A 23,147-nucleotide genomic window follows, 5' to 3' on the forward strand; every position below is an offset into this window, starting at 1 on the left:
CATGTTGCGAGACTCGTTCGGACGGGTGGCGACGGATCTGCGGGTGTCCCTCACGGACAAGTGCAACCTGCGCTGCACGTACTGCATGCCCCCCGAAGGCCTCGACTGGCTCCCCAACGCGCAGCTCCTCACCGCAGACGAGATCGTCCGCCTCGTGACGATAGGCGTGGAACGCCTGGGCATCACCGAAGTCCGCTACACCGGCGGCGAACCCCTCATCAGGCGCGAACTGGTCGACATCGTCGCCCGTACCACCGCCCTGACCCCCAGGCCGCAGGTCTCGCTGACCACCAACGGCATCGGGCTGGCCCGGCTGGCCGGGCCGCTGGCCGACGCCGGGCTCGACCGGGTCAACGTCTCGCTCGACACGCTCGACCCCGGCACGTTCAAGCGGCTCGCCCACCGCGACAGGCACGCCGACGTCATCACCGGCCTCGCCGCCGCCGACAAGGCGGGCCTGCGTCCCGTCAAGGTCAACGCGGTGCTCATGCGCGGCGTCAACGACCACGAGGCCGCCGCGCTGCTGCGGTGGTGCCTCGACCAGGGTTACGAGCTGCGCTTCATCGAACAGATGCCCCTCGACGCCCAGCACGGCTGGACCCGCGAGGGCATGGTCACCGCCGACGAGATCCTCCAACGGCTGTCGGGCGCGTTCGACCTCACCGCGGACGACCTGGAGGAGCGCGGCAGCGCACCGGCCGAGCGGTTCCTCGTGGACGGCGGGCCCGCCCGGGTCGGGGTGATCGGGTCGGTGACGCGCCCGTTCTGCGGGTCCTGCGATCGGGTCCGGCTCACCGCCGACGGCCAGGTGCGCAACTGCCTCTTCGCGACGGAGGAGTCCGACCTGAAGACGCGCATGCGCGCGGGTGCCTCCGACGAGGAGCTGGCCCAAAGCTGGATCGCCGCCGTCGCACGCAAGCGCGCCGGCCACGGCATCGACGACCCGTCCTTCCTCCAGCCGGCCCGGCCCATGTCCGCCATCGGCGGCTGACGACGTGGCGCCCACGGCCGGGAACCCGGGCCCGGCGGCGGCCTTCGACGCGGTCATCCTGACCGGGGGAGCGGGCGGAGGCGGTCGGCGGGGCGGTGATGGTGGACGACGACGGGCGGGAGCAGTGGCCGGCCGGGGTGTGGCCCACGGCGCGGCTCGGGCGGGCCCTCGCCGCCTACCGGGGCCGCTCGCTCAAAGGACTGCCCGGCCCCCTGACAGCCGTACGGCCGGCGTTGCCGGGTAGACCGTGGTTCGACTGCGACACGAAGGACGACCTTGAGGAGGCTCGCATGCACGTGCTCAACGAGTGGACCGCACTGGCCTGCAAGGAGCTGGGCATCGACCCGGCCACCGTGGACCGCGACCTGATTCTCGACCTCACCAAGGAGGTCGCGCACGGCGTGGCCAGACCGGCCGCGCCGCTGACGGCGTACCTGCTCGGCCTCGCCCAGGGAGCCGGGACCGCCTCCGACGACTCGGTGGCGAAACTGATCACATTGGCGAAGAACTGGGGACAGGCCACAACCGAGACGCTGACAGACGACTGACACTCGAACGAACTCTTGAAGTCAAGCCGACCTCCCGCCTGAAGATTTCCTGTGAATAACGAGGCGGGAGGGAGTGCAAACGGTTTCGGGAAAGCGGTCCTATCGGACTGCGGCCGGCGTCGTCAAGCTGATCAATAGCTTCACCTGGAAAAGGGCGACGCCGGGTGGTTACGGGGGCAAACCACCCGGCGTCGCGTCATCGGCGTTCCGACGGGGGCCCGGAACGCCGGCACCAGCACTCCGACGGGGGACCGGAGCGCTTGGCTAAAGCGTACACCTACAACCCGTGGGATGCGTCAAGACTTAGTCACGACCCGATCTCGCGTCGATGCAGCGGTATCTCGGTTTGGTTAGCTTCGGGGCTGTCAAAGGTAGGCGGCGGGGCAGCGTTCCCTCTCTCATTGGCCCCGATTACGGCTATGTATGGCAAAAAGACTGCGGCCGCGATGAACAGCAGCCGGTACGGCCACGGCACCGGCACCACGACCGCCAGGATCAGGCAGATCGTCCGGATGCCCATCTTGATGAGGTAGCCGATCTCGCGCTTGCGGATGTCGTCCGTCAACGACGGCTTGGCGTCCGTGACCTGGTGGACGGCCGGTTTCCTGCGCCACCCCTTCATGTCTTCCACCGTAGACCCGGGACGGGCAGGGCGCGACAGGGCCCCGGCGAGGGAGGAGGGGTCATGCGATCATGGCCTTTGAGTAAGGAGGATGTGGAGATGACGGATCGAACGTACCGGGTGACCGAGATCGTCGGAACGTCGGGGGAGAGCGTCGACGAGGCCATCCGCAACGGCATCAGGCGGGCCTCGCAGACGCTGCGCCACCTCGACTGGTTCGAGGTGACGGAGATCCGCGGGTATCTCGACGCGGGAGAGGTCGCGCACTTCCAGGTCGGCATGAAGGTGGGCTTCCGCCTCGAGGACGCCTGACGTCGAGGACGCCTGACCTCGACGACGCCGGGGGCTCGAGACCGTACGGGGGTGCGGGCCGGACGGCGGGTCGCCATGGGCGGTGGACCCGTCGTCCGGGCGAGCGGATGCGTACGGGGGAGTGCCCAGGCGTCGCCGAGCGCACTCTGGGGCTGTGTACGGCCCTCTGACGGTCGTAGAGGGCGTGCAGGTCCCCCGGGAGCGGGAGGGCCGCCGAAGGATCGGCGTGGGCCAAGGGGGCGGGCGCTCCCGGTGCCGTACGCCGGAATGGAGCCGTCCCGCCGCCCCTCCTCGGAGGGGAGAGGTTAGATTGGCCGGTGTGAGTGTTGAGTTCCGGATCCTGCTGGTGTGCACGGCGAACATCTGCCGTTCCGCCATGGCACAGGTGATCGCCGAGGCGATGCTCAACTCCGCGCAGCTGCCCGTGGCGACGGGGAGCGCGGGGGTTCGCGCGCTGGTGGGCCAGCCGATGGCGCCCCACGCGATCACCACCCTCGACCGGCTGGGCCTCGACGGCCGGGCGCACCGTGCCCGGATGCTGGACCCCGATCTGGTCAGGTGGGCCGATCTGCTGCTGACGATGGAGGCCGGGCACCGGGCCGTGGCCGTCGGCATCGATCCTCAGGCGGAGCGCAAGACGTTCACGTTGCCGGAGTTCGCCGAACTGGCGACGGGGGCGGGGCACCGCCGCTACCGGTCGGACACGGCCGAACGGGCGCGGGCGATCGTCGAGTCGGCCGCCGAGCGGCGCGACGTCCGGCGGGCGCCGGAGGTGTACGACCCGTACGGCGGGCCGCCCGAAGGTTACGAGGCGTGCGCCAAGACCCTCGGCGAGGCCCTCAGCCACGCCCTGGGCGCCCTCCTGGGCCCCCGCTGACCTTCCCCCCGGGGTCGCCAGGAGGTCGGAGGAACCTTTGGGAGTGGGCCGCGACGGGCCGCGCCCACCCGGGCGCGGCCGTCGCGGAGGTCAGCTGGCCTGGCTGACCGTGGACATGTTGAAGTCCGGCACCCGCACCGCCGGCATGATCGTGCGCTGGAAGTAGTCGTTCCACTCCCGGGGCAGCGTGCGCTCGCCGGCCCCCACCTCCGTCAACCGCCCGAGCAGGTCCACCGGGCTCTCGTTGAAGCGGAAGTTGTTCACCTCGCCCACGACCTCACCGTGCTCGACCAGGTAGACCCCGTCCCGGGTCAACCCGGTCACCAGCAGCGTCTGCGGGTCGACCTCGCGGATGTACCACAGGCAGGTGACGAGGAGCCCGTGCTCCGTGGAGGCGATCATCTCCTCCAGGGACCGGCCGCCCCCGGGGCCCGACATGATCAGGTTGCTGATCCCGGGCGTCACCGGCAGGCCGCTCAGCTCCGCCGAGTAGCGGGTCTGCAGCAGGGCCTCCAGGCTCCCGTCCTTGATCCAGTCGGTCGGCCCCAGCTGCAACCCGTTGTCGAAAACGGAGCTTTCCCGGCTGGAGGCGTGCGCCGTGACGAACGGCGAGCACATGATGCCCGGCGCCGACGGGTCGCTCGACAGCGTGACGGGCAGCGTGGCCAGCCGCTCGCCCACGCGCGTGCCCCCGCCGGGCTTGGAGAACACCGAACGCCCGTCGAGCGCGTCCCTGGCCCCCGCCGACCAGAACAGGTAGATCATCAGGTCGGCCACCGCACTGGGCGGCAGGAGCGTCTCGTAGCGCCCGGCCGGCAGGTCGACCCGGGTCTTGGCCCATTCCAGCCGCCGCGCCAGCGAGGAGTCGAGCGCTGCGACGTCGACGTCGGCGAAGTCCTCGGTGGACACGCCCGTCCACGCCGAGCGCTTCAGGTCGGCCGACTTGGCGTTGAGCTCCAGGCGCCCGGTCGGCTGGTCGTGCCGCAGCCGCAGGCCCTTGGACGTGCCGAGGAACGTCGACGTCAGCGAGTGTTCGGCGAACCCGTACAGCCTCCTGCCGCCCGCCTCCGCCGCCGCGAACGCCTCGCCGAGCGCGGGCGCGAACGCCTCGAACACCCCGATGTCGGTCGGCTCGACGGCCGAGCCCCAGTGCGGCGACTCCGGCACACCCTCGACGAGAGCGCGGGCGTCCTCGGCGGGCTGGGCCTCCCGCGCGGCCGCGTCGGCCGCCGCCACCACGGCCTCGAGCTGCTCATCGCGTACGGCGGCCCGCGACACGACCCCGACGCCCTGCCCCGCGATCGAGATCACGGTCAGCCGGGCGGAGCGGGCGACGCCGTTGGTGGTGAGCGTGTTGCCCGCGAACCGCAGGTTGGCCGTGGACTCCTCGTCCACCAGCACCACGCAGTCGTCGTTCGCCGAGAGCTCCAGGGCCTTCTCGACCATCTCCTGCGGCTTCATCCCTTGCCACCCTCCTGAACGGTGTTGAGGATCCGCACGCCCTTGAACAGCGCCGACGGACAGCCGTGGCTGACCGGCGCGACCTGGCCCGGCTGACCCTTGCCGCAGTTGAACGCGCCCCCGAGCACGTACGTCCCAGGCCCTCCCACGGACTCCATCGACTGCCAGAAGTCCGTCGTGGTCGCCTGGTAGGCGAAGTCCCTGACCTGCCCGGCCAGCTTCCCATGGGAGATCTTGTACGCCCGCTGCCCGGTGAACTGGAAGTTGTAGCGCTGCATGTCGATCGACCAGCTCTTGTCGCCGACGATGTAGATGCCCCGCTCCACGCCCGAGATCAGCTCGTCGGTGGAGGGCCCGTCCGGCGCGGGCGCCAGCGACACGTTCGCCATGCGCTGGATCGGCATGTGCCCCGGCGAGTCGGCGAACGCGCACCCGTTGGAGCGCCCGAGCCCCTTCATCAGGGCCATCCGCCGGTCGAGCTGGTAGCCGACCAGGATGCCGTCCTTGACGATGTCGAAACTCTGCCCCTGCACGCCCTCGTCGTCGTAGCCGATCGTGGACAGGCCGTGCGTGACCGTGCGGTCGCCGGTCACGTTCATCAGCGGCGAGCCGTAGACCAGCTCGCCCAGCTGGTCGAACGTGGCGAAGCTGGTGCCCGCGTACGCCGCCTCGTAGCCGAGCGCCCGGTCCAGCTCGGTCGCGTGGCCGATCGACTCGTGGATCGTCAGCCACAGGTTGGACGGGTCGATGACCAGGTCGTAGTCGCCCGCCTCGACGGAGGGCGCCGCCAGCTTCTCCGCCAGCAGCTCGGGCAGCCTGGCCAGCTCGCCCTGCCAGTCCCAGCCCGTGCCCGTCAGGTACTCGTAGCCGCGCCCGACCGGCGGCGCGAGCGTCGACATGTCGTCGAAGCCGCCCTCGTGCGCCTTCATCGCGTTGAGCTTGGGATGCACCCGCACCCGCTGCTGCGTGGTGACGGTGCCGGCCGTGTCGGCGTAGAACTTCTGCTCCTTGACCTGCAGCAGCCGCGCCGACACGTGGTCGGCGCCCTTCAGCAGGCCGGCCGACCAGTCGGCCAGCAGGCTCACCTTGTCGGCCGAGGACACCTCGAACGGGTCGACGTCGTACGCCGACACCCACACGGCCTCGGCGTGCACCGGCTCGGGCGCCAGCTCGATGGGCTCGCGGTTGATCGGGGCGCTCACCCCCGCCACCCGCACCGCCTGCTCGGCCACGGCCGCGGCGGCCTCCGGCGTCAGCTGGACGCCCGCCGCGAACCCCCACGTGCCACCCTTGACGACACGCACGGCGTAGCCGAGGTCGTCGGCGTCCATGGCCCCTTCGAGCCGGGCGTCGTAGAGGCTGAGCGTCTCGGCTCTGACGCGTTCGAGCCGGAAGTCGGCGTGCTCGGCGCCGAGCTCGCGGGCGCGTTGCAAGGCGGCGTCCGCCAGCTGCCGCAACGGCAGCTCCAGGAAGTCGGGATCGATCTGGCGCATGTCCACGATCCTAACCCTGTGATCTTGTGTCACCCGGACAACCGGATACCCGCCGGTAGGAGATAGCGTCTGGTGCCATGGCACGCTCTGTACTCGTCACCGGGGGCAATCGCGGCATAGGCCTCGCGATCGCCCGTGAACTCGCCGCGGCCGGCGATGCCGTCGCGGTCACCTACCGATCGGGGGAGCCGCCCGAGGGCCTGTTCGGCGTGCGCTGCGACGTCACCAGCATGGCCGACGTCGAGGCCGCGTTCGACAAGGTCGAGGCGGAGCAGGGCCCGGTCGAGGTCCTCGTCTCCAACGCCGGCATCACCAAGGACACGCTGCTGGCGATGATGAAGGAAGACACCTTCACCGACGTCATCGACGCCAACCTGACGGGCGCCTACCGCGTGGCCAAGCGGGCCATCCGCCCGATGATGAAGCTCAAGCGCGGCCGGATCGTCCTCATCTCCTCGGTGGTCGGCCTGTCCGGCCAGGCAGGACAGGCCAACTACGCCGCCTCCAAGGCCGGGCTGGTCGGCTTCGCCCGCTCCCTGGCCCGCGAGTACGGCTCGCGCAACATCACGGTCAACGTGGTCGCGCCCGGCTTCGTGGCCACCGACATGACGGCCGACCTCGACCAGGAGGCGATCGTCTCGCGCATCCCCCTCGGCCGTCAGGCGGCGCCCGAGGAGGTGGCACGCGTCGTACGCTTCCTGGCCGGCGACGACGCCTCTTACATCACCGGGGCCGTGATCCCGGTTGACGGCGGACTCGGAATGGGGCACTGACGTGGGAATTCTCGAAGGCAAGCGGATCTTGGTGACCGGCGTGCTCACCGACGCCTCGATCGCGTTCTCGGTGGCCAAGCTGGCCCAGGAGGAGGGCGCCACGGTGGTGCTCACCGGGTTCGGCCGGCTGAGCCTGGTGGAGCGCATCGCCAAGCGGCTGCCCGAGCCGGCGCCGGTGCTGGAGCTCGACGTCCAGAACGACGAGCACCTCGACACGCTCGCGGCCCGGGTGGGCGAGCACGTGGACGGCCTCGACGGCGTGGTCCACTCGATCGGCTTCGCCCCGCAGACGGCGCTGGGGGGCAACTTCCTCAACACCTCGTGGGAGGACGTCTCCACGGCCCTGCACGTGTCCACCTACTCCTTCAAGTCCCTCGCGGTCGCCTGCCTGCCCCTGATGAAGGAGGGCGGGGCGGTCGTCGGCCTCGACTTCGACGCCACGAAGGCGTGGCCCGTCTACGACTGGATGGGCGTGGCCAAGGCCGGCCTGGAGTCGTGCAGCCGCTATCTCGCCCGCGACCTGGGCAAGCACAACATCCGCGTCAACCTGGTCGCGGCCGGGCCGCTGCGCACGATGGCGGCCAAGTCGATCCCGGGCTTCAAGGAGTTCGAGGACAGCTGGCCGGAGAAGGCCCCGCTGGGCTGGGACCTGTCGGACACGATTCCGGCGGCCAAGGCCTGCGTGGCGCTCCTGTCGGAGTGGTTCCCGGCGACGACCGGCGACATCGTCCACGTGGACGGCGGCGTCCACGCCGTCGGCGCCTGAGCGGAGGGCTACCGGCGTCACCGGCGGGGTCTCGCGGATCGCGGGGCCCCGCTTCCGGCTCGGGCGAGGTTCGCGGGCCCCGGTTCGCGGGGCCCGGGGGCGCGGGGCCAGGGCGCGGGCCGCTTCTGCGTTCGCGGCCGGTCAGGCCACCCGGTGGCGGCCGTTGCCGCTGCCGGCGCGCGCCGGCTCGAAGGGGATCGACTCCACCGGCTCCGTGCGCTGCCGCCGCTGCTGGACGATCCGCGTGGCCAGCACCGCCGACCCCAGCAGCGCGATCGTCAGCGCCGTCCCCAGCACGTCCGAGGCGGGCGGGCTGGGGCGCACCACCCGCTTGTCCTGCATCGGCAGGGTCAGCTCATGGGCGAACGGGTTGGGCCACAGCAGGTCCACCCGCGGCTCGTCGGTGTCGACCGTCTTCTTCTCGACCACCGGCCGTCCCGTGTCCACGGTCTGCGGGCGCTGGTCCGGCGCCGTGGGCCGCGTGCTGGGCAGGGACTCCACGCCCCATTCGCGGGGCCGCGACGTGCGCGAGGGAGAGGGGGCGGGCGAGGGGGAGAGCTTCTGCGTGGGCTCGCTTTCGCAGGCGATCCCCGGCAGGCAGGCGCTGTCCTGGGGGTCGTCCTGCCCCGTCACGGAGGTGGAGGGCGACGGCGAGGACTTGGTGCCGGGCGTGGCCTTGGTGGTCGGCACCGCCTCGCCGACCCGGCCGAGCACCTCGTTGGTCGTGTCGTTCAGGCCGTCGGTCACCTTCTCGGTCGTCCCGCCGGTTAAGGTGTCGACGGTGCCGGTGAGCGTGCTCACCACGTCACACAGCGTGTTGGTCACCCCGGAGAGCAGGCCCCCGTCGCGCGTGCAGTCCTGCGCGCCGGCCGACGCGGCTGTCGCGGCCCCTGGGACGGCCGCCAGCGCCACCGCGAGAACTCCAGCCGAGATCGCGGCCCTGCTCCCCATCCGTCCCCTCCTGCGTCGCTTCCGGGGGAAATCTTTATGGACATCGGACCTGAGACGCAGGCGTTTGGCAGGTAAAGTTGCGATTCGGTATCGAGTAGTGATACGCGAGGAGGTCTCTCGTTCCTGGGGCGAGGGGTCAGTCGGGTGACGACACGTCATCGAGGGCATCTCGGATCTCTATGGGCAGCACCACGTCCTCGGCCGTCAGGGCCCCGGTGAGCTGCGCGTGCGTACGGGCTCCGACGATGGCCGAGGCGATCCCCGGCTGATCGCGTACCCAGGACAGGGCGACCGCCAGCGGTGAGACGCCGAGCCCGTCGGCGGCGGTCATGACCGACTCGACCACGCTGCGGCCGCGCTCATCCAGATACGGCCGGACGAAGTCGGCGAAGTGCGGGGTGGCGGCCCGGGAGTCGGACGGGATGCCGGTGCGGTATTTCCCCGTCAGCACCCCGCGGCCCAGCGGCGACCAGGCCAGCACGCCCACGCCCAGATGGGCGGCGGCGGGCAGCAGCTCGCGCTCGGGCTCGCGGGCCAGCAGCGAGTATTCGACCTGGGCCGAGGTGATCGGGATGCGGCCGGGGATCATCTGCTGGGTGACCGCCGCGGCGGCCAGCTGCCAGCCGGCGTAGTCGCACACGCCCGCGTAGACGGCGCGCCCGGAGGAGACGATCGCGTCGAGCGCGGCCAGGGTCTCCTCCAGAGGCACCTCGGCGTCGTACGTGTGCAGCTGCCACAGGTCGACGTAGTCGAGCCCGAGCCGGTTGAGCGAGTCGTCGACCGCGGCGATCAGGTGGCGCCTGGAGGCGTCGCGCGGCCGGCGGCCGGTCGGCGTCACGACGGCCTTGGTGGAGATCACCAGCTCCGACCGCGGCACGGAGTCGCGCAGCATCCGGCCCAGCAGCCGCTCGGAGTCGCCGCCGGTGTAGACGTCGGCGGTGTCGACGAGATTGCCGCCCGCGTCCAGGAATGTCCGGAGCTGGGCGGCCGCGTCGTCGGCGTCGGTGTCACGCCCCCAGGTCATCGTGCCGAGCCCCAGCCGGGACACCGACAGGCCGCTGTGGCCGACATAGCGCTGCTCCATGATCCCGCCAGGTTACCAACAAGGAACCTGCTCATCGGGCTGCCGCACCACTGTTGTTCGCGGTTGGCGCGGCTGCGGCGGCCCGTGGTGAAAAGTTGTGATCCACGCCTGGGACACTTGCCAGGTGACCACGCTGCTTTTGGCCCGCCATGGGCTGACGGACCTCACCGGCCCGGTGCTGGCCGGACGTACGCCGGGGGTGCACCTGAGCGAGGCGGGCCGGGCGCAGGCCGCGGCGCTGGCCGCCCGCGTCGCGGGCGTCAGGCTGGACGCCGTCGTCTCCAGCCCGCTCGAACGTTGCCGCGAAACGGCCCAGGCGGTCGCCGCTGGGCGCGAGACGGACGTGCTGATCGACGACCGGTTCATCGAGTGCGGCTACGGCGACTGGACCGGGCGCCCGCTGAAGGAGCTCGCCGAGGAGCCGCTGTGGCGGGTGGTGCAGGCGCATCCCAGTGCGGTGACATTTCCGGAAGGGGAGTCCCTGGCCGGAATGCAACACCGGGCCGTCTCGGCGGTCCGGGAGTGGAATCAACGCCTGGGGGAGAAGGCTGTCTACCTGGTTTGCAGCCACGGCGACGTGATCAAGTCGATCGTCGCGGACGCTCTGGGCCTTCATCTCGATCACTTTCAGCGGATAACAGCCGATCCGGCGGCCCTCACCATCATTCGCTATGCCCCCCTGCGCCCCTTTGTTCTCAGGCTCAACGATATGGGGGAATTGCGGCTCCCCGAGGATTCGGAGGAGAAAGACGGGGGAGAAAACATCACCGGGAGCGATGCCGCCGTCGGCGGCGGACCCGGAACCACGTAAGGTCAGCGTATGCCGGTCTTCGACTACGACCCACCAGAGAGGTTCGTCGCCGGTGCCCTGGGGCAGCCGGGCGCGCGCGCCTTTTTTCTGCAGGCCAGGGCCGAGGGCAGACTGACCACGGTGGCGCTGGAGAAGTTGCAGGTCGCCGCCCTCGCGGGCAGGCTCGACGAGTTGCTGGACGAGGTGCTGCGCCTGAGCGGGGGCGCCGCGCACGTGCCCGCGCTGGCCCCCGCCGACCTGGCCGACGACGCGCCGCTGGACGTGCCCCTCGCGGAGGACTTCCGCGTGGGCACCATGGCGCTGGCCTGGGACGCGGAGAAGTCGCAAGTGGTGATCGAGGCGCAGGAGGTCGTCGACGAGGAAGACGTCGAGGCCATCGACCCCGCGGTGCTGCGCGTGCGCATCAGCGCGGGAGCCGCCCGCGCCTTCACCCAGCGGGCCCTCCGGATCGTCGCCGCGGGCCGACCACCCTGCCCGCTGTGCGGACAGCCACTCGACGCCGCCGGGCACGTCTGCGTGCGCCTCAACGGATATCGCGGGGGTGAGGCGGCTTCATGACCGCTCCGGAGAGCGAACCGGCCATCAAGCCGTCCCGGCAGCCGTCCATGCAGGGGGACGAGGCCCTCGCGCTGCTGCGCGACGGACGGCTGGAGGTGGCCGGCCGCCTCGTCGAGGCCACCAACATGACGCTCTACTGCTCGGTCAAGCTGGGCTCCCGCTCGGCCGCCTGCGTCTACAAGCCGGTACGCGGCGAGCGCCCGCTGTGGGACTTCCCCGACGGCACGCTGGCCGCCCGCGAGGTGGCCGCGTTCGAGGTGTCGCAGGCGACCAGCTGGAACATCGTGCCGCCCACGGTCTACCGCGAGGGCCCCTTCGGCCCCGGCATGGTCCAGCTGTGGATCGACACCGAGCGCGAGATCGACCTCCAGCGGCTGGTCAAGAGCCGAAACCCGCTGGTGCGCCGGATGGCGGTGTTCGACGCGGTGGTCAACAACGCCGACCGCAAGGGCGGCCACCTGCTGCCGCTGCCCACCGGGCACGTCTACGGGGTCGATCACGGGGTCTGCTTCTCCGTCGAGGACAAACTGCGCACCGTGCTCTGGCAGTGGCGCGGCAAGCCCCTCGCCCGCGAGGCGGTGGCCGTGCTGGCCAAACTGGAGCGCGACATCGAGTCCGGCTCGCTCGGGCGCCGGCTGCGCGAGCTGCTGACCCTGGAGGAGGTCGAGGCCACCTGGCAGCGGGTCCGGCGGCTGCTGGACACCGGCGTGCACCCGTACCCCTCGGAAGGCTGGCCCGCCATCCCCTGGCCCCCGATCTGAACCGTTCCCCGGGCCCGCCAGGGCCCGCCCCTCTCGTCGGTGGCCGAAGTCCGTTTATTACCCTTTGCCCCATGTGCACGCTGATCGTGAGACCCGGGCGCACGCTCACCCTCATGGGCGTCAGAGACGAGTTCACCGATCGACCGTGGGAGGCGCCGGCCGAGCACTGGCCGGAATACCCGGGCCTGTTCGGCGGGCGTGACCTCAAAGCCGGCGGCACCTGGCTGGCCGTCAACCCGGCGGCCCGCCGCGCGGCCGCGCTGCTCAACGGGCGCGGCCGGCCCGCGCCGGAGAAGGACCGGCTCTCGCGCGGCGACCTGCCGCTGCGGGCCGCGTCCACGGGCGCGCCCCCCGGCTCCGACCTGACCCGCTACGACCCCTTCCACCTGGTGCTCGCCGACCTGTCGCGGATCCGCATGTTCAGCTGGGACGGCGAGCGGCTGACCACCACCGACCTGCCCGACGGCGTCAGCATGATCGTGAACACGGGCCTGGACCCGGCGAGCGAGCGCGTCGTGGTGTACCTGCCCAGGTTCGAGAGCGAGACCTGGAGCGAACTCATCCGGGCGGAGCCGTCCTCCGACCCCGGCGCGCTCATCGTCCGCCACGAACTCCCCGACGGCCGGGTCCTCGCCTCCCTGTCGGTGATGGAGGTCTCACTCTCGCCGGAGGGCGTGACCTACGAGTTCACTGACCTGACCGCTGATCGGGACAGATAGGCTCAAACACATGAGATCGTGGGCTGCCCAGAACGTTCCAAAGCTCCCAGGTGAGAGCATTCCGCTGAGTCTCTACGACACCTCGGCCAAGCAGGTGAGGCAGACCGATCCGGGGCCGACCGCCAGGATGTACGTCTGCGGCATCACCCCCTATGACGCCACCCACCTCGGTCACGCCAACACCTACCACGCCTTCGATCTCGTCGGCCGGATGTGGCGCGACGCGGGCCACGAGGTCCACTACACGCAGAACGCGACCGACGTGGACGACCCGCTGCTGGAGCGGGCCGAGCAGACCGGCATCGACTGGCGCGACCTGGCCGAGCGGGAGATCGAGCTGTTCCGCGGCGACATGGAGGCGCTGCGGATCCTGCCGCCCCGCGAGTACGTGGGCGTCACCGAGGTCGTCGGCCGGGTGGCCGAGCTGATCTCCCGGCTGTCCGCCAAGGGCGTCACGTACGTCCTGGACGGCGACGTCTACTTCAGCGTGGCCGACGCGCCCAAGTTCGGCCAGGTGTCCGGCTACGACGAGGCCGAGATGCTGGCCCTGTTCGCCGAACGCGGAGGCGACCCCGACCGGGAGGGCAAACGGCACCCCCTCGACTGGCTGCTGTGGCGCGCCGAGCGGCCCGGAGAGCCCGCCTGGGACTCCCCGCTGGGCCGGGGGCGCCCCGGGTGGCACATCGAGTGCACCGCGATCGCCCTGGACAGCCTGGGGGGCGGCTACGACGTGGCGGGCGGCGGCTCGGACCTGATCTTCCCGCACCATGAGTGCGGCGCCTCCGAGGGCCACGCCCTCACCGGCGAGTGGCCGTTCGCCAAGTTCTACACGCACGCGGGCATGGTGGCGCTGGACGGCGAGAAGATGTCCAAGTCCAAGGGCAACCTGGTGTTCGTCTCCAGGCTGCGGACGGCCCACGACCCGATGGCGATCCGGCTGGTGCTGCTGGCCCAGCACTACCGCGCCGACTGGGAGTACGTCCCGTCCCTGATGGCCGACGCCGAGCGCCGGCTGGCGCGGTGGCGCTCGGCGGTCGCCCTGCCCTCGGGGCCGAGCGCCGACGAACTGCTGGCCACGGTACGCGCGCGGATGGCCGACGACCTCGACTCGCCGGGCGCCCTGGCCGCGGTCGACGCCTGGGCGGAGGAGGCCCTCTCCCACGGCGGCCCCGACCCCGCCGCCCCCGCCCTGACCCGAGACCTCACGGACGCCCTGCTGGGCATCACCCTCTGACGCCTCCTCACCCGGCGGGCGACCACCCGCCGGCTGGGACGCCCCGCTCCTCCGTTACAGCGCCTCCGTTACAGCGCCTCCGTTACAGCGCCTCCGTTACAGCGCCTCCGTTACAGCGACGCCCGGTGCAGGCCGGACGCCTGGGGCAGGGCGTGGCGTCTGGTGAGGGCCGTGTCGTAGCGGTGCCAGATGAGCGCCGCCACGTCCGGGTCCGGCCCGAGCGGGTCGCTCACCAGCCCCGCCCCCGCCGACGTCAGCCGGTCGTGGAAGTGGCCGGGCGCCAGTACGTACGAGGCGATGGCCACGCGCGCGGCCGGGGTGGAGGCGAGCCGTTCCATGGCCTCCTCCAGGGACGGCGAGCCGGCCGAGGCGAAGGCGGCCGTGACCGGCCGGGCCAGGCGGACGGCGAGTCGGTGGGCCGCGGCCCGGACGTCGGCGAGGGCGGCCGGGTCGGAGGAGCCCGCGGCCCCCAGCAGGACCGCGTCCGTGGCGCGCAGGCCGGCTCGCGCCAGCTTGCGGGCCAGCGCGGACGTCAGCAGCCGGTGCGGCCCCAGCCACCCGGCGACGATCGCGTCGGGGCGGCGGGAGGCGATGACCTCCGGCAGGTCGATGTGGGCGTGGTAGCCGCCCGCCAGCAGCAGCGGGACGACGACCACGGGACCGCGGACGGCTGGCAGCACGTCGGACAGCAGGGGCGAGCTGATCTCGAGGTAGCTCAGCTCGACCCGGTGCCTGGGACGGGCCCTCCTGACCGTCTCCGCCAGGGCCGACAGGGTCGCCTCCCCGGCGGCGCTGCGCGTGCCGTGCGCGGCCAGGACGAGCGTGGGCGTCGTAGGAGCGCGTTCGATCACAGCCCGGCCTCGTACATGCAGGCGAGCCGGTAGCCGCGCTTGACCACCGTCTCCACGATCCCGCTCGGCCCGAGCGCCCGCCGCAGCCGCGTGATCGCCATCTCCACGGCGTGCTCGGCCGAGTCGCGGGCGACGCTGCCGGGCAGCACGACGCGCAGGTCGGCGCGGGACACGACGTGACCCGGCTTGTCGGCCAGGCGCTTGAGCACCGCCATCGGGGCGGGAGGCAGCGGGCGCAGTTCGCCGTCCACCACCACCGCGTGGCCGCGGATCTCCAGCCTGTGGTCGCCCGCCACGAGCCGGGTCACCCCGTGCTCGGGCAGGTGCCGGGCCAGGGCGCGGGCCAGCGCGCCGAGGCGGGAGCGTTCGGGCTGCAGGGTCGGCACGCCGCGCGAGGCCAGCGGCTCGGCGGTGACGGGCCCGACGCAGGCGGCCACGACCGTCCCGTCGAACGCCGCCAGCAGCGATTCCTCCAGCCCTTCCGCGCGGGCCGCGCCCAGCATCGCGTGTACGGCGGGCGCGCTGGTGAAGGCCACCGCGTCCACCGAGCCGGAGATCGTCTGGCTGATGAGGCGGCGCAGCGGCGAGATGTCGCGGTACGGCAGCCACCGGTAGACCGGGATCTCGATCACCTCGGCCCCCGCCCGGCGCAGGTCCGCCACGAAGTCGACGAGCGGCTCGCCGTGCTGCTGCACCGCGATGCGCCGCCCGCGCAGGTCCTGGGCGAGCAGGTACTGCTTGACCTCCCCGCACGATTCGGTGGCGGGCGTCCAGTGGTCGTTGAGGCCGGCGGCCCGCACCGCGCCCCTGGCCTTGGGGCCGCGGGTCAGCAGGCGCGACCTGGACAGATGTTCGCCCAGGTCGGCCGACAGGCCCCAGCCCTCCGCGGCGGCCATCCACCCGCGGAAGCCGACGCCCGTGGTGACCACCACGTCGTCGAGCGGCTCCGCCAGGCTGAGCCGGGTCGCGGCGAGCAGATCGGCGTCCTCGGCCAGAGGGACCAGCCGGATCGCGGGGGCGCTGACCACGCGGGCGCCGCGCCGCTCCAGCAGCGCGCCGAACTCCTCGCGCCGCCTCGTCGCGGTCACGCCGACCGTGAAGCCCGACAGGGCGTCGGGGGCCGTCTCCGGGGATCCGCCCTCAAGGGCGAGCACGCTCATGCCGGCACCTCCAGGTAGTCGAAGATGCCTGGCCGGGCCCCGAGCACCCGGCCAGGCATCACAGGCACGTGTGACGCAAGTGAGATCACCCTCCGATACTGCTTTCGGGTGGTTTCGCCTACGGGTCTCCTCTGTTACCGCTGTGCTACAAGGCAGGGCCCCAGGGGTTGGCGAGGCACGGTCGAGGGAAACGTTGACGGAGACGACGTGGCCTATCGGGGAGTTGCGGGTGACGGTCCGGCCTATTCGCACGTTCGACGATCCGGTGCTGCGCTCGGTCGCGGAGCCGGTGCAGGACTTCGACCGGGAGCTGCGGCGCCTGGTCAAGTCGCTGACCGCCACCATGCGGGCCGGCGCCGGCCGCGCGGGCCTGGCGGCGCCGCAGGTGGGCGAGCCGGTGCGGGTGGTGGTCTACGCCTACGACGGCAAGTCCGGCCATCTGGTCAATCCGCGCCTCGAGCTGTCGGAGCGGCGGGTCACCGCCGACGAGGCGTGCCTGTCGGCGCCCGGGCTGTGGTGGCCACTGGAACGTTCCTACATGGTCACAGCGCGTGGTCGTGACATGCTGGGCAAGCCGGTGACGGTTCGCGCGCTGGGGGTGCTGGCCAGGGTGCTGCAGCACGAGGTCGACCATCTCGACGGCGTGCTGTTCAGCGACCATCTGGAGGCGGCCGAGCGGGAGCGCTTCCTGGCGGCGGCCCTGCCGGGCTGAGCCGGGGCGCGGGCCAGGCGGCCGAGCGCCACAGTGCGGGTCAGACGGCCCAGCGGCCTCGGTATGGGCCGGGCGGCCGAGCGGCCTCGGTGCGGGTCAGGCGGCCGGGTGCAGGCCGAGCTCCCTGCGCTGCTTCGGGTCGGTGCCGCCCCACACGCCGTCGGCCTGCCTCGTGGCCAGCGCGTACTCCAGGCAAGGCTCACGTACGGGGCAGCCGGCGCACACATGCTTGGCCCGTTCGACCTGCGACTGGCTCGGCCCTTCCATGGAGATCGGGAAGAACAATTCCGGGTCCAGGCCGAGACAGGCGGCTCTGCGGGTCCAGTCGAGCATCATCATGGTGCTCGCGCCTACCCAGCCGACCTGGCCTCATACCTCGGTGAGTCCCAAGGACCGGATGGCCGTCCCCGGCTCACCAGCGGCTCCAGCCGAGGGCGCGGGTCCACGGCGTGGCGATGGCCGGCACCGGCGCCTCCACGTCGTTCAGCACGCGGTCGACGACGTCGATCAGGTCGTCCGCGACCTCGGCGGCCAGCTGGATCTCTTCCGGCCGCGTCTGCGGGGTGGGGACCAGGATGCCCCTGGCGCCGGCGGCCCTGGCCGCCTCCATGTCCCTGCCGATGTCCCCCACGACCACGCAGTCGCGGGGGCTGACGTCCAGCACGGCGGCGGCCCTGATCACGAGCCCGGGCGCCGGTTTGCGGCAGGTGCAGCCGTCGGCGTCGTCGTGCACGCAGATCGCCCAGGCGTCGAACGGGCCGAGCAGCTCCTCCACCCTGGCGTTCACCTGGTCCATGTCGTCCGCGGACAGCAGGCCCTTGGCCACGCCGGACTGGCTGGTGACCACGGCCACCGGCACCTCGGCCCGTCTGAGCCTGGCCACCGCCTCGACCGCGCCGGGCATGGGCTCGACGAGGTTCGGGTCGCCGTTGTACGGCACGTCCCTGATCAAGGTCCCGTCCCGGTCGAAGAGCACCGCGCCGGGCCGTCGCTTTTCGAACACCTTCCACCTCCGTCGCGTGCCCGCCAGCTACCCGGGCCCCAACCAGGCAAACAACTACTTAGCGTGACCAATTCCAGGTCATTTCTCTTGTTTGCGCTTCTCCTGGGCGTGGGGAGTGTTTGAGCATCGCTCCTCTCGGTAGCGGTTCCCGGCTTCTGAGGGGGAACGATGAGGTTTCTCGGCATCGACGCGATCTTGCATGATCCGGTCGCCGCCCGGTTCCCGCGCGCGTCGGCCACGAGGGGAGCGGGAGGCGCGGTGCTGTGCGATCCGAGCCCGCGCCGCAGGACGAGAACCCTCACCCGCGCGTCCACCAGAAAGCAGGCCGCCCGCGCCGCGAGCCACCGCCGACGGGACGACCGGGGCCGGGTGCTGGTGGCGCGGCTGGACGGCGCCGGCGACGTGCTGCTGGCCGGGCCCGCCGTCAGGGCCGTGCGCACGCTGGCCCGCGAGCTGGTCTTCCTGGCCGGCCCGAACGGCGTGCCGGCGGCCGAGCTGCTGCCCGGCGTGGACCGGGTGATCGAATGGCGGGCCCCATGGGTCGGGCACACCCCGCCGCCCGTCTCCAGGAGCCAGACGGCCGACCTGGTCGGCAGGCTCGCGGGCATCGACGAGGCGGTGGTGCTGACCTCGTCCCACCAGTCGGCGCTCCCGCTGGCCCTGCTGCTCAGGCTGGCCGGCGTCCGCAGGATCACGGCCATCAGCAACGACCACCCCGGCTCGCTCCTGGACGTCCGGCACGTCGTGGACGAGAGCCTGGACGTGCACGAGGCGGAGCGGATGCTGGGGGTCGCCAGGGCGGCCGGGTTCGAGTTGCCGGGGGGCGATGACGGCAAACTCGCTGTTCGGCGGCCGTTGCCGGATATCGGCGGAGAAACGGGGCACTTGCTCGGTGCCGGCGGCGCTGCCGGCGAAGGCACATATGTCGTGGTGCACCCGGGGGCATCCGCCCCCGCGCGGACCTGGCCGGCCGAACGGCACCGGCAGGCCGTGCGGGAGCTGGCGCAGGACGGACACCGGGTCGTCGTGACCGGCACCGAACGTGACCTCACCGCCTATGTCGCCGGCGACGCGGCCGTCGATCTCGGCGGCGTGACCACGTTCGCCGAGCTCGCCGCCGTCGTTGACGGCGCCGGCGTGCTCGTGGCGGGCGACACCGGTCCCGCGCACCTGGCCGCGGCGGTCGGGACGCCGGTCGTGAGCCTGTTCGCCCCCGTCGTCCCCGCGGCGCGGCGGGCCCCGTACGGGGTGCCCGCGGTGCTGCTCGGAGACCAGGAGGCGCCCTGCCGCGGAAGCGGGGCGCGCGCCTGTCCGGTGCCCGGGCACCCGTGCCTGTCCCATGTGACAAGCGAGCAGGTGGTCAAGGCAGTAAGGGAGCTGACCCAGTGAAGGTCGATCTCATCTCCGAGCACGCGGACCCGCTGGCGGCGGTCGGCGGCGTCGACTCCGGCGGCCAGAACGTCCACGTCGCCGAACTGGCCCTCGCGCTGGCCGGGCGCGGCCACACGATCGTCGTCCACACCCGGCGCTCGTCCGAGCGGCAGCCCGGGTCGGTGGCCGTGGCGCCGGGCGTCACGGTCGAGTACGTCCCGGCCGGGCCGCCGGCCCCCGTACCCAAGGACGAGCTGGCCCCGTACATGGCCGAGTTCGCCGAGCGCCTGGCCGACCGCTGGGCCGTGAGCCCGCCGGACATCGTCCACGCCCACTTCTGGATGAGCGGCCAGGCGGCGCTGCGGGCGGCCGGCGGGGTGCCGGTGGTGCAGACGTTCCACGCGCTCGGCACCGTCAAGCGGCGCTGGCAGGGCGACGCCGACACCAGCCCCTCCCACCGCATCGACACCGAGCGCGAGATCGGCAGGCGCGCCGACGCCGTGCTGGCCACCTGCGCCGACGAGGTGACCGAACTGCGCGCGATGGGGGTCCCCGGGCGGCGCATCGCCGTCGTGCCGTGCGGGGTGGACCTGTCGGTCTTCCGCCCCGACGGGCCGGTGGCGCCGCGCCCGGGCGGCAAGCTGATCCTCAGCATCGGCAGGATGGTGCCGCGCAAGGGCGTGGACACCGTGATCAGGGCGCTGCGCCGGATCCCGGACGCCGACCTGGTGATCGCGGGCGGCCGCGAGGACGACGACGAGGCGGTCAGGCTGTACGAGCTGGCGCGGGCGTACGGGCTCGAACGCCGGGTCCACGTGATCGGCAGCGTGTCGCGCGAGCACGTCCCCGCGCTGATGCGCTCGGCCGACGTCGTCGTGAGTGTGCCGTGGTACGAGCCGTTCGGCATGGTGCCGATCGAGGCGATGGCGTGCGGCGTGCCCGTCGTGGCCTCGGCGGTCGGGGGACACCTGGACACCGTCGCCGGCTGCGGCGTCCTCGTGCCGCCGCGCCGCCCGCGCGCCCTGGCCAGGGCGCTGCGCGACGTGCTGGACGACCCGGGCAAGCGGGCGGCGTTCGGCGCGGCCGGGGCGGTCAGGGCCCGCCAGAGGTACGGCTGGCCGCGCGTGGCCGAGCTCACCGAGGCCGTGTACTCGCAGGTCATCGACGGCACGCCGTGCCGCCTGGCCGCCATCGGGAGCTGACCGCGTCCTAGCGTTCGTTCCCGGCACGCAGCCAGGCGAGGTAGTCGCCGACCGCCCGCTCGGTGTCGTACGCGGGCTCGTATCCCGTGTCCTCGCGCAGGCGGGTGATGTCGAGCCAGATGTCCGGCCCGGCGGGCTCGCGGCCCTCGGGCAGGCCGACCCTGGCGTCGGGGACGAGCTTCCTGATCGCCGCGATGACCTCGGCGTTGGTCGTCGGCCTCCCGGAGGCCACGTTGTACGTGCGGTGCGCCAACCGGTCCGCGAGCTGGAGCAGGGCTATCGCGCGGCCGCAGTCCTTCGCGTAGCACAGGTCGATGCCGTCCTCCGCGTACGCGCCGGCGCGCAGCGCGGACAGGTCGGGTTCGGCGCCGCGGGCGGCCGCGTGGACGAGCTGGGGAGCGGCGAAGAACGGCGACCGGACATGGCCGAGCGGGCCCCAGATGGCGCCGATGCGGTAGTTGACCACGTCGAGCCCCATGGCGCCGGCCAGGTGGTCGCCCAGCAGCTCGCCGATCTTCTTGAACGCCGGGATCGGGTGGCCCGACGTCATCGGCAGGGGGAGGTCCTCCTTGAGCGCGCCTTCGCCGGGCGCGCCGCCGTACACGCCGATCGTGCCGGCGATGCCGAGCCGCGCCACCTGCCACTCGCTCGCGGCGCGGAACACGTTCAGGAGGCTCCGTACGGCCCTGTCCGCGCCCTCCAGGGGCTGGTACGCGCCGGGCGGCCACGGCATGGAGCCGGCGAGGTGCACGATGCCGGTGATCTTGTGCCGCTCGCCGACGGCCAGGAGGGCCGCCTCGTCGGTGAGGTCGGCCTGCTCGACGGCGACGGGCTCGTTCGCGAACGTCTCGGGCACCACGGCGGGCCTGCGCTGGACGAGTACGCAGGACTCGCCGAGGTCGAGCAGGGCGCGGGTGGTGTGGGTGCCGATGAAGCCCAGTCCGCCGGTGATCAGAATCATGGTCAGCTCTCCAAATCATCAGTGCTACTGACGATCAGCCTACCCCTAGAGATGACGGCCAAGAAGCCGGGTCGCCGTTTTCGCGCACGCGAGAACACCCCGGCCCCGCCATGGGCGGTCGCCGGGGTGTTGTCGTCAGGTGTCAGACGGGGACGGGGTCGAGGCGCAGCTCGCGGACGATCTCGCGAGCGCTGGCCTCCAGGGTCGGGCTCATGTCGGCGCCGACGAACATCTCAAGGTAGGCCCGGTGGAAGCAGCCCGCGATCAGCAGTCGCGCGCTGGCCTCCGGGTCGACTTCGGGCCCTATCCGGCCCAGGCGCTGCTCGGCCGCCAGGTAATCGGCCAGCGGCGCGACTTCGGTGCGCGGCCCCAGCCCCTTGTCGCGGACGGCCTCGCGGAAGCGGACCGTCACGTTCGGCGAGGTGAAGGCGGGCAGCGCGGCGCTCTGTACGTCGATGTAGTAATCAATGCCCGCCCGGGCGACGGGGAGAAGATTATCCGCTACACACCCTTTTCCGATGCGGTGGGAGAGGTCGTGAAGAATGCTCAGCCAGAGTGGAAGGCGGTCCTGCAGCAGCGCGAGGAAGTGGTCCACGGAGCCGCCGGTGCGGTCCTCCCGGAGGGAGACGGCCATCTCGAGGATGCGGCGCCTGGTGTCCTGACTTCTTTGGTACGGGTCAACATGGGAAGTCGCCATGGCGTGCCTAACGTGCGCGGTTAGTTGAGTAGGCATCACGGTGCGAAGCCGAGGTTTTTTCTGGATTTATCGGGCTGAATCTGGAGCACCAACTTGGTGCAATCTTGTACGGCCCCGATTATTACTCGAAATCTCGAAAGATTCGCGGTTTTTAACCCTGTGGGTTAGCTGTCAGTGTCCCGGTCCCGGCGGCGCAGGTAGCGCTCGAACTCGGCCGCGATCGCGTCGCCGCTGGCCTCGGGGAGCTCGGCCGCGTCCTTGCGCTCCTCCAGCTCCTTGACGTACTCGGCCACCTCGCTGTCCTGGGAGGCCAGCTCGTCGACGCCGCGCTCCCACGCGCGGGCCTCCTCGTCGAGGTCGCCCAGCGGCATCGGGATCTCCAGCAGGTCCTCCAGGCGGCGCAGCAGGGCGAGCGTCGCCTTCGGGTTGGGCGGCTGCGCGACGTAGTGGGGCACCGACGCCCACAGCGAGACGGCGTCCAGCCCCGCCTCGCCGAACGCGTGCTGCAGCACCCCGACGATGCCGGTCGGACCCTCGTAGCGGCTCAGCTCGAGGTTCGTCGAACGGGCCAGCGCCTCGTCCGTCGCGCCCCCGAGGATGGGCACGGGCCGCGTGTGGGGCGAGTCGTTGAGCAGCGCGCCCAGCATGACGGCCAGCTCGATGCCCAGCTCGCGGCAGATCTCGATGATGTCGGCGCAGAACGAGCGCCAGCGCATGTTGGGCTCGATGCCGCGCAGCAGCACGACGTCGCGCTCCAGGCCCGGCGGGCGGGCGCGCAGCAGCCGGGTGGTGGGCCACACGATCGAGCGGGTCAGGCCCTCGCCCATCTCCACGACGGGCCGGGTGACCTGGAAGTCGTAGTAGTCGTCCGGGTCGAGCGCGATCAGCGGCTCGGCCTTCCACGCGGACTCGAGATGGGCGATCACACCGCTAGAGGCCTCGCCCGCGTCGTTCCACCCCTCGAACGCGGCAATGAGCACCGGGTCTACGAGCTCGGGGAGCCTTTCGAGCTCAATCACGTGTCGCCTCCTCTCTCCATCGTCTCGCTTAGCCTATGCGGTCGGGGGGACTCGGCGTCACCGATCTCCCCGCGAACGCGCAACGCGCGTCCCGGGCGCGAACGCGCAAGCCTCGTCGCAGGACAGGAACCCTTCACCACGCCTCCTCGCCGACCACCCGCACCCCTCACCGCGCCCATCCGTAACCTGTGCGCCGCCCGCGCCCTCGCC

26 protein-coding genes are annotated in these 23,147 nt (G+C 71.9%); 14 read left to right on the top strand and 12 right to left on the bottom strand.

Annotated elements, in window-relative coordinates:
• Position 1: 1 nt before the first annotated feature.
• Both moaA and ACIBQ1_RS46215 read left to right on the top strand, forming a co-directional pair.
• Positions 2-991: a GTP 3',8-cyclase MoaA gene (gene moaA / locus ACIBQ1_RS46210; protein WP_397287581.1), complete on the top strand. Its 990-nt coding sequence runs from the start codon at positions 2-4 to the stop codon at positions 989-991.
• 98 nt (positions 992-1,089) lie between these two features.
• Entirely contained in the window at positions 1,090-1,539 is a 450-nt protein-coding gene (locus ACIBQ1_RS46215) for a DUF6457 domain-containing protein (RefSeq protein WP_397287583.1), read from the top strand.
• 307 nt (positions 1,540-1,846) lie between these two features.
• Here the strand turns inward: ACIBQ1_RS46215 and ACIBQ1_RS46220 are convergent, their stop codons facing one another.
• Complete coding sequence (locus tag ACIBQ1_RS46220) at positions 1,847-2,161, bottom strand: DUF3099 domain-containing protein (RefSeq protein WP_397287585.1); 315 nt, start codon at positions 2,159-2,161, stop codon at positions 1,847-1,849.
• A 99-nt stretch (positions 2,162-2,260) separates the two neighbouring features.
• Here ACIBQ1_RS46220 and ACIBQ1_RS46225 point away from each other — a divergent pair, with 99 nt between their 5' ends.
• Positions 2,261-2,473 (top strand): dodecin, encoded by a 213-nt coding sequence (locus tag ACIBQ1_RS46225; protein ID WP_185076887.1) that lies wholly within the window; start codon positions 2,261-2,263, stop codon positions 2,471-2,473.
• A 319-nt stretch (positions 2,474-2,792) separates the two neighbouring features.
• Positions 2,793-3,350, top strand: a complete 558-nt coding sequence (locus tag ACIBQ1_RS46230) for a hypothetical protein (RefSeq protein ID WP_397287587.1) — start codon at positions 2,793-2,795, stop codon at positions 3,348-3,350.
• A 90-nt stretch (positions 3,351-3,440) separates the two neighbouring features.
• On the opposite strand, the gene ACIBQ1_RS46235 is transcribed toward ACIBQ1_RS46230, so the two are convergent.
• Positions 3,441-4,811, bottom strand: a complete 1,371-nt coding sequence (locus ACIBQ1_RS46235; RefSeq protein WP_397287589.1) for a metallopeptidase TldD-related protein — start codon at positions 4,809-4,811, stop codon at positions 3,441-3,443.
• Complete coding sequence (locus ACIBQ1_RS46240) at positions 4,808-6,304, bottom strand: TldD/PmbA family protein (protein WP_397287591.1); 1,497 nt, start codon at positions 6,302-6,304, stop codon at positions 4,808-4,810. Before ACIBQ1_RS46240 ends, ACIBQ1_RS46235 begins: the two co-directional genes overlap by 4 nt.
• 77 nt (positions 6,305-6,381) lie before the next feature.
• Here ACIBQ1_RS46240 and ACIBQ1_RS46245 point away from each other — a divergent pair, with 77 nt between their 5' ends.
• Both ACIBQ1_RS46245 and fabI read left to right on the top strand, forming a co-directional pair.
• Complete coding sequence (locus ACIBQ1_RS46245; protein WP_350735304.1) at positions 6,382-7,077, top strand: beta-ketoacyl-ACP reductase; 696 nt, start codon at positions 6,382-6,384, stop codon at positions 7,075-7,077.
• Position 7,078: 1 nt separating this feature from the next.
• Positions 7,079-7,843, top strand: coding sequence for an enoyl-ACP reductase FabI (gene fabI, locus ACIBQ1_RS46250; RefSeq protein WP_397287593.1), 765 nt, complete (start codon positions 7,079-7,081; stop codon positions 7,841-7,843).
• Positions 7,844-7,984: 141 nt separating this feature from the next.
• Here the strand turns inward: fabI and ACIBQ1_RS46255 are convergent, their stop codons facing one another.
• Complete coding sequence (locus ACIBQ1_RS46255; protein WP_397287595.1) at positions 7,985-8,794, bottom strand: hypothetical protein; 810 nt, start codon at positions 8,792-8,794, stop codon at positions 7,985-7,987.
• 136 nt (positions 8,795-8,930) lie between these two features.
• On the bottom strand, positions 8,931-9,878 hold the full coding sequence (locus tag ACIBQ1_RS46260) for an aldo/keto reductase (RefSeq protein ID WP_397287597.1): 948 nt from the start codon (positions 9,876-9,878) through the stop codon (positions 8,931-8,933).
• A 124-nt stretch (positions 9,879-10,002) separates the two neighbouring features.
• Between ACIBQ1_RS46260 and ACIBQ1_RS46265 the strand changes: the two genes are divergently transcribed.
• The 5 genes from ACIBQ1_RS46265 (at position 10,003) to mshC (ending at position 13,961) form a co-directional block, all read left to right on the top strand.
• Positions 10,003-10,689 carry an MSMEG_4193 family putative phosphomutase gene (locus tag ACIBQ1_RS46265; RefSeq protein WP_355377437.1) on the top strand — a complete coding sequence of 229 codons (687 nt, stop codon included), beginning with the start codon at positions 10,003-10,005 and terminating at the stop codon, positions 10,687-10,689.
• Positions 10,690-10,698: 9 nt separating this feature from the next.
• Positions 10,699-11,247, top strand: a complete 549-nt coding sequence (locus ACIBQ1_RS46270) for a DUF3090 domain-containing protein (RefSeq protein ID WP_397287599.1) — start codon at positions 10,699-10,701, stop codon at positions 11,245-11,247.
• Positions 11,244-12,008: an SCO1664 family protein gene (locus ACIBQ1_RS46275; RefSeq protein ID WP_397287601.1), complete on the top strand. Its 765-nt coding sequence runs from the start codon at positions 11,244-11,246 to the stop codon at positions 12,006-12,008. The genes ACIBQ1_RS46270 and ACIBQ1_RS46275 overlap by 4 nt, the downstream gene beginning before the upstream one ends.
• A 71-nt stretch (positions 12,009-12,079) precedes the next feature.
• Positions 12,080-12,727, top strand: coding sequence for an NRDE family protein (locus tag ACIBQ1_RS46280; protein ID WP_397287603.1), 648 nt, complete (start codon positions 12,080-12,082; stop codon positions 12,725-12,727).
• A gap of 10 nt (positions 12,728-12,737) precedes the next feature.
• Positions 12,738-13,961 (top strand): cysteine--1-D-myo-inosityl 2-amino-2-deoxy-alpha-D-glucopyranoside ligase, encoded by a 1,224-nt coding sequence (mshC, locus tag ACIBQ1_RS46285; RefSeq protein ID WP_397287605.1) that lies wholly within the window; start codon positions 12,738-12,740, stop codon positions 13,959-13,961.
• Between the two features lie 110 nt (positions 13,962-14,071).
• Here mshC and ACIBQ1_RS46290 read toward each other — a convergent pair whose 3' ends face one another.
• On the bottom strand, positions 14,072-14,812 hold the full coding sequence (locus ACIBQ1_RS46290) for a sirohydrochlorin chelatase (RefSeq protein ID WP_397287607.1): 741 nt from the start codon (positions 14,810-14,812) through the stop codon (positions 14,072-14,074).
• Positions 14,809-15,972, bottom strand: a complete 1,164-nt coding sequence (locus ACIBQ1_RS46295) for a uroporphyrinogen-III synthase (protein WP_397287609.1) — start codon at positions 15,970-15,972, stop codon at positions 14,809-14,811. The genes ACIBQ1_RS46290 and ACIBQ1_RS46295 overlap by 4 nt, the downstream gene beginning before the upstream one ends.
• A gap of 229 nt (positions 15,973-16,201) precedes the next feature.
• Between ACIBQ1_RS46295 and def the strand changes: the two genes are divergently transcribed.
• Entirely contained in the window at positions 16,202-16,684 is a 483-nt protein-coding gene (gene def, locus ACIBQ1_RS46300) for a peptide deformylase (RefSeq protein ID WP_397287611.1), read from the top strand.
• Between the two features lie 96 nt (positions 16,685-16,780).
• On the opposite strand, the gene ACIBQ1_RS46305 is transcribed toward def, so the two are convergent.
• Both ACIBQ1_RS46305 and ACIBQ1_RS46310 read right to left on the bottom strand, forming a co-directional pair.
• Positions 16,781-17,023, bottom strand: a complete 243-nt coding sequence (locus ACIBQ1_RS46305) for a WhiB family transcriptional regulator (protein WP_397287613.1) — start codon at positions 17,021-17,023, stop codon at positions 16,781-16,783.
• A gap of 73 nt (positions 17,024-17,096) precedes the next feature.
• Positions 17,097-17,687, bottom strand: a complete 591-nt coding sequence (locus tag ACIBQ1_RS46310) for a D-glycero-alpha-D-manno-heptose-1,7-bisphosphate 7-phosphatase (RefSeq protein WP_397287615.1) — start codon at positions 17,685-17,687, stop codon at positions 17,097-17,099.
• 168 nt (positions 17,688-17,855) lie between these two features.
• Here ACIBQ1_RS46310 and ACIBQ1_RS46315 point away from each other — a divergent pair, with 168 nt between their 5' ends.
• Together ACIBQ1_RS46315 and ACIBQ1_RS46320 are read left to right on the top strand one after the other, a co-directional pair.
• A complete protein-coding gene (locus tag ACIBQ1_RS46315) occupies positions 17,856-19,076 on the top strand; it encodes a glycosyltransferase family 9 protein (protein WP_397287617.1) in 1,221 nt (406 codons plus the stop codon).
• The gene (locus tag ACIBQ1_RS46320; RefSeq protein ID WP_397287619.1) at positions 19,073-20,260 is read left to right on the top strand and encodes a glycosyltransferase; all 1,188 of its coding nucleotides are present in this window, start codon (positions 19,073-19,075) and stop codon (positions 20,258-20,260) included. The genes ACIBQ1_RS46315 and ACIBQ1_RS46320 overlap by 4 nt, the downstream gene beginning before the upstream one ends.
• Before the next feature lie 7 nt (positions 20,261-20,267).
• On the opposite strand, the gene ACIBQ1_RS46325 is transcribed toward ACIBQ1_RS46320, so the two are convergent.
• The 3 genes from ACIBQ1_RS46325 to ACIBQ1_RS46335 all read right to left on the bottom strand — a co-directional run bounded on the left by ACIBQ1_RS46325 (position 20,268) and on the right by ACIBQ1_RS46335 (position 22,937).
• On the bottom strand, positions 20,268-21,221 hold the full coding sequence (locus tag ACIBQ1_RS46325) for an NAD-dependent epimerase/dehydratase family protein (RefSeq protein WP_397287621.1): 954 nt from the start codon (positions 21,219-21,221) through the stop codon (positions 20,268-20,270).
• A gap of 142 nt (positions 21,222-21,363) precedes the next feature.
• On the bottom strand, positions 21,364-21,855 hold the full coding sequence (locus ACIBQ1_RS46330) for a hypothetical protein (protein WP_397287623.1): 492 nt from the start codon (positions 21,853-21,855) through the stop codon (positions 21,364-21,366).
• Between the two features lie 227 nt (positions 21,856-22,082).
• A complete protein-coding gene (locus tag ACIBQ1_RS46335; RefSeq protein ID WP_397287625.1) occupies positions 22,083-22,937 on the bottom strand; it encodes a PAC2 family protein in 855 nt (284 codons plus the stop codon).
• Positions 22,938-23,147: the final 210 nt, after the last annotated feature.

Source organism: Nonomuraea sp. NPDC050153, assembly GCF_044460125.1.
Classification (GTDB): Bacteria; Actinomycetota; Actinomycetes; order Streptosporangiales; family Streptosporangiaceae; genus Nonomuraea.

Coding starts and splice junctions, on each gene's coding strand:
- ACIBQ1_RS46260 (WP_397287597.1), bottom strand. CDS start 9,878: ATGGAGCAGCGCTATGTCGGCCACAGCGGCCTGTCGGTGTCCCGGCTG.
- ACIBQ1_RS46235 (WP_397287589.1), bottom strand. CDS start 4,811: ATGAAGCCGCAGGAGATGGTCGAGAAGGCCCTGGAGCTCTCGGCGAAC.
- ACIBQ1_RS46215 (WP_397287583.1), top strand. CDS start 1,090: ATGGTGGACGACGACGGGCGGGAGCAGTGGCCGGCCGGGGTGTGGCCC.
- ACIBQ1_RS46220 (WP_397287585.1), bottom strand. CDS start 2,161: ATGAAGGGGTGGCGCAGGAAACCGGCCGTCCACCAGGTCACGGACGCC.
- ACIBQ1_RS46305 (WP_397287613.1), bottom strand. CDS start 17,023: ATGATGATGCTCGACTGGACCCGCAGAGCCGCCTGTCTCGGCCTGGAC.
- ACIBQ1_RS46245 (WP_350735304.1), top strand. CDS start 6,382: ATGGCACGCTCTGTACTCGTCACCGGGGGCAATCGCGGCATAGGCCTC.
- ACIBQ1_RS46255 (WP_397287595.1), bottom strand. CDS start 8,794: ATGGGGAGCAGGGCCGCGATCTCGGCTGGAGTTCTCGCGGTGGCGCTG.
- ACIBQ1_RS46280 (WP_397287603.1), top strand. CDS start 12,080: ATGTGCACGCTGATCGTGAGACCCGGGCGCACGCTCACCCTCATGGGC.
- moaA (WP_397287581.1), top strand. CDS start 2: ATGTTGCGAGACTCGTTCGGACGGGTGGCGACGGATCTGCGGGTGTCC.
- ACIBQ1_RS46325 (WP_397287621.1), bottom strand. CDS start 21,221: ATGATTCTGATCACCGGCGGACTGGGCTTCATCGGCACCCACACCACC.
- mshC (WP_397287605.1), top strand. CDS start 12,738: ATGAGATCGTGGGCTGCCCAGAACGTTCCAAAGCTCCCAGGTGAGAGC.
- ACIBQ1_RS46270 (WP_397287599.1), top strand. CDS start 10,699: ATGCCGGTCTTCGACTACGACCCACCAGAGAGGTTCGTCGCCGGTGCC.
- ACIBQ1_RS46275 (WP_397287601.1), top strand. CDS start 11,244: ATGACCGCTCCGGAGAGCGAACCGGCCATCAAGCCGTCCCGGCAGCCG.
- ACIBQ1_RS46240 (WP_397287591.1), bottom strand. CDS start 6,304: ATGCGCCAGATCGATCCCGACTTCCTGGAGCTGCCGTTGCGGCAGCTG.
- ACIBQ1_RS46315 (WP_397287617.1), top strand. CDS start 17,856: ATGAGGTTTCTCGGCATCGACGCGATCTTGCATGATCCGGTCGCCGCC.
- ACIBQ1_RS46330 (WP_397287623.1), bottom strand. CDS start 21,855: ATGGCCGTCTCCCTCCGGGAGGACCGCACCGGCGGCTCCGTGGACCAC.
- ACIBQ1_RS46225 (WP_185076887.1), top strand. CDS start 2,261: ATGACGGATCGAACGTACCGGGTGACCGAGATCGTCGGAACGTCGGGG.
- ACIBQ1_RS46295 (WP_397287609.1), bottom strand. CDS start 15,972: ATGAGCGTGCTCGCCCTTGAGGGCGGATCCCCGGAGACGGCCCCCGAC.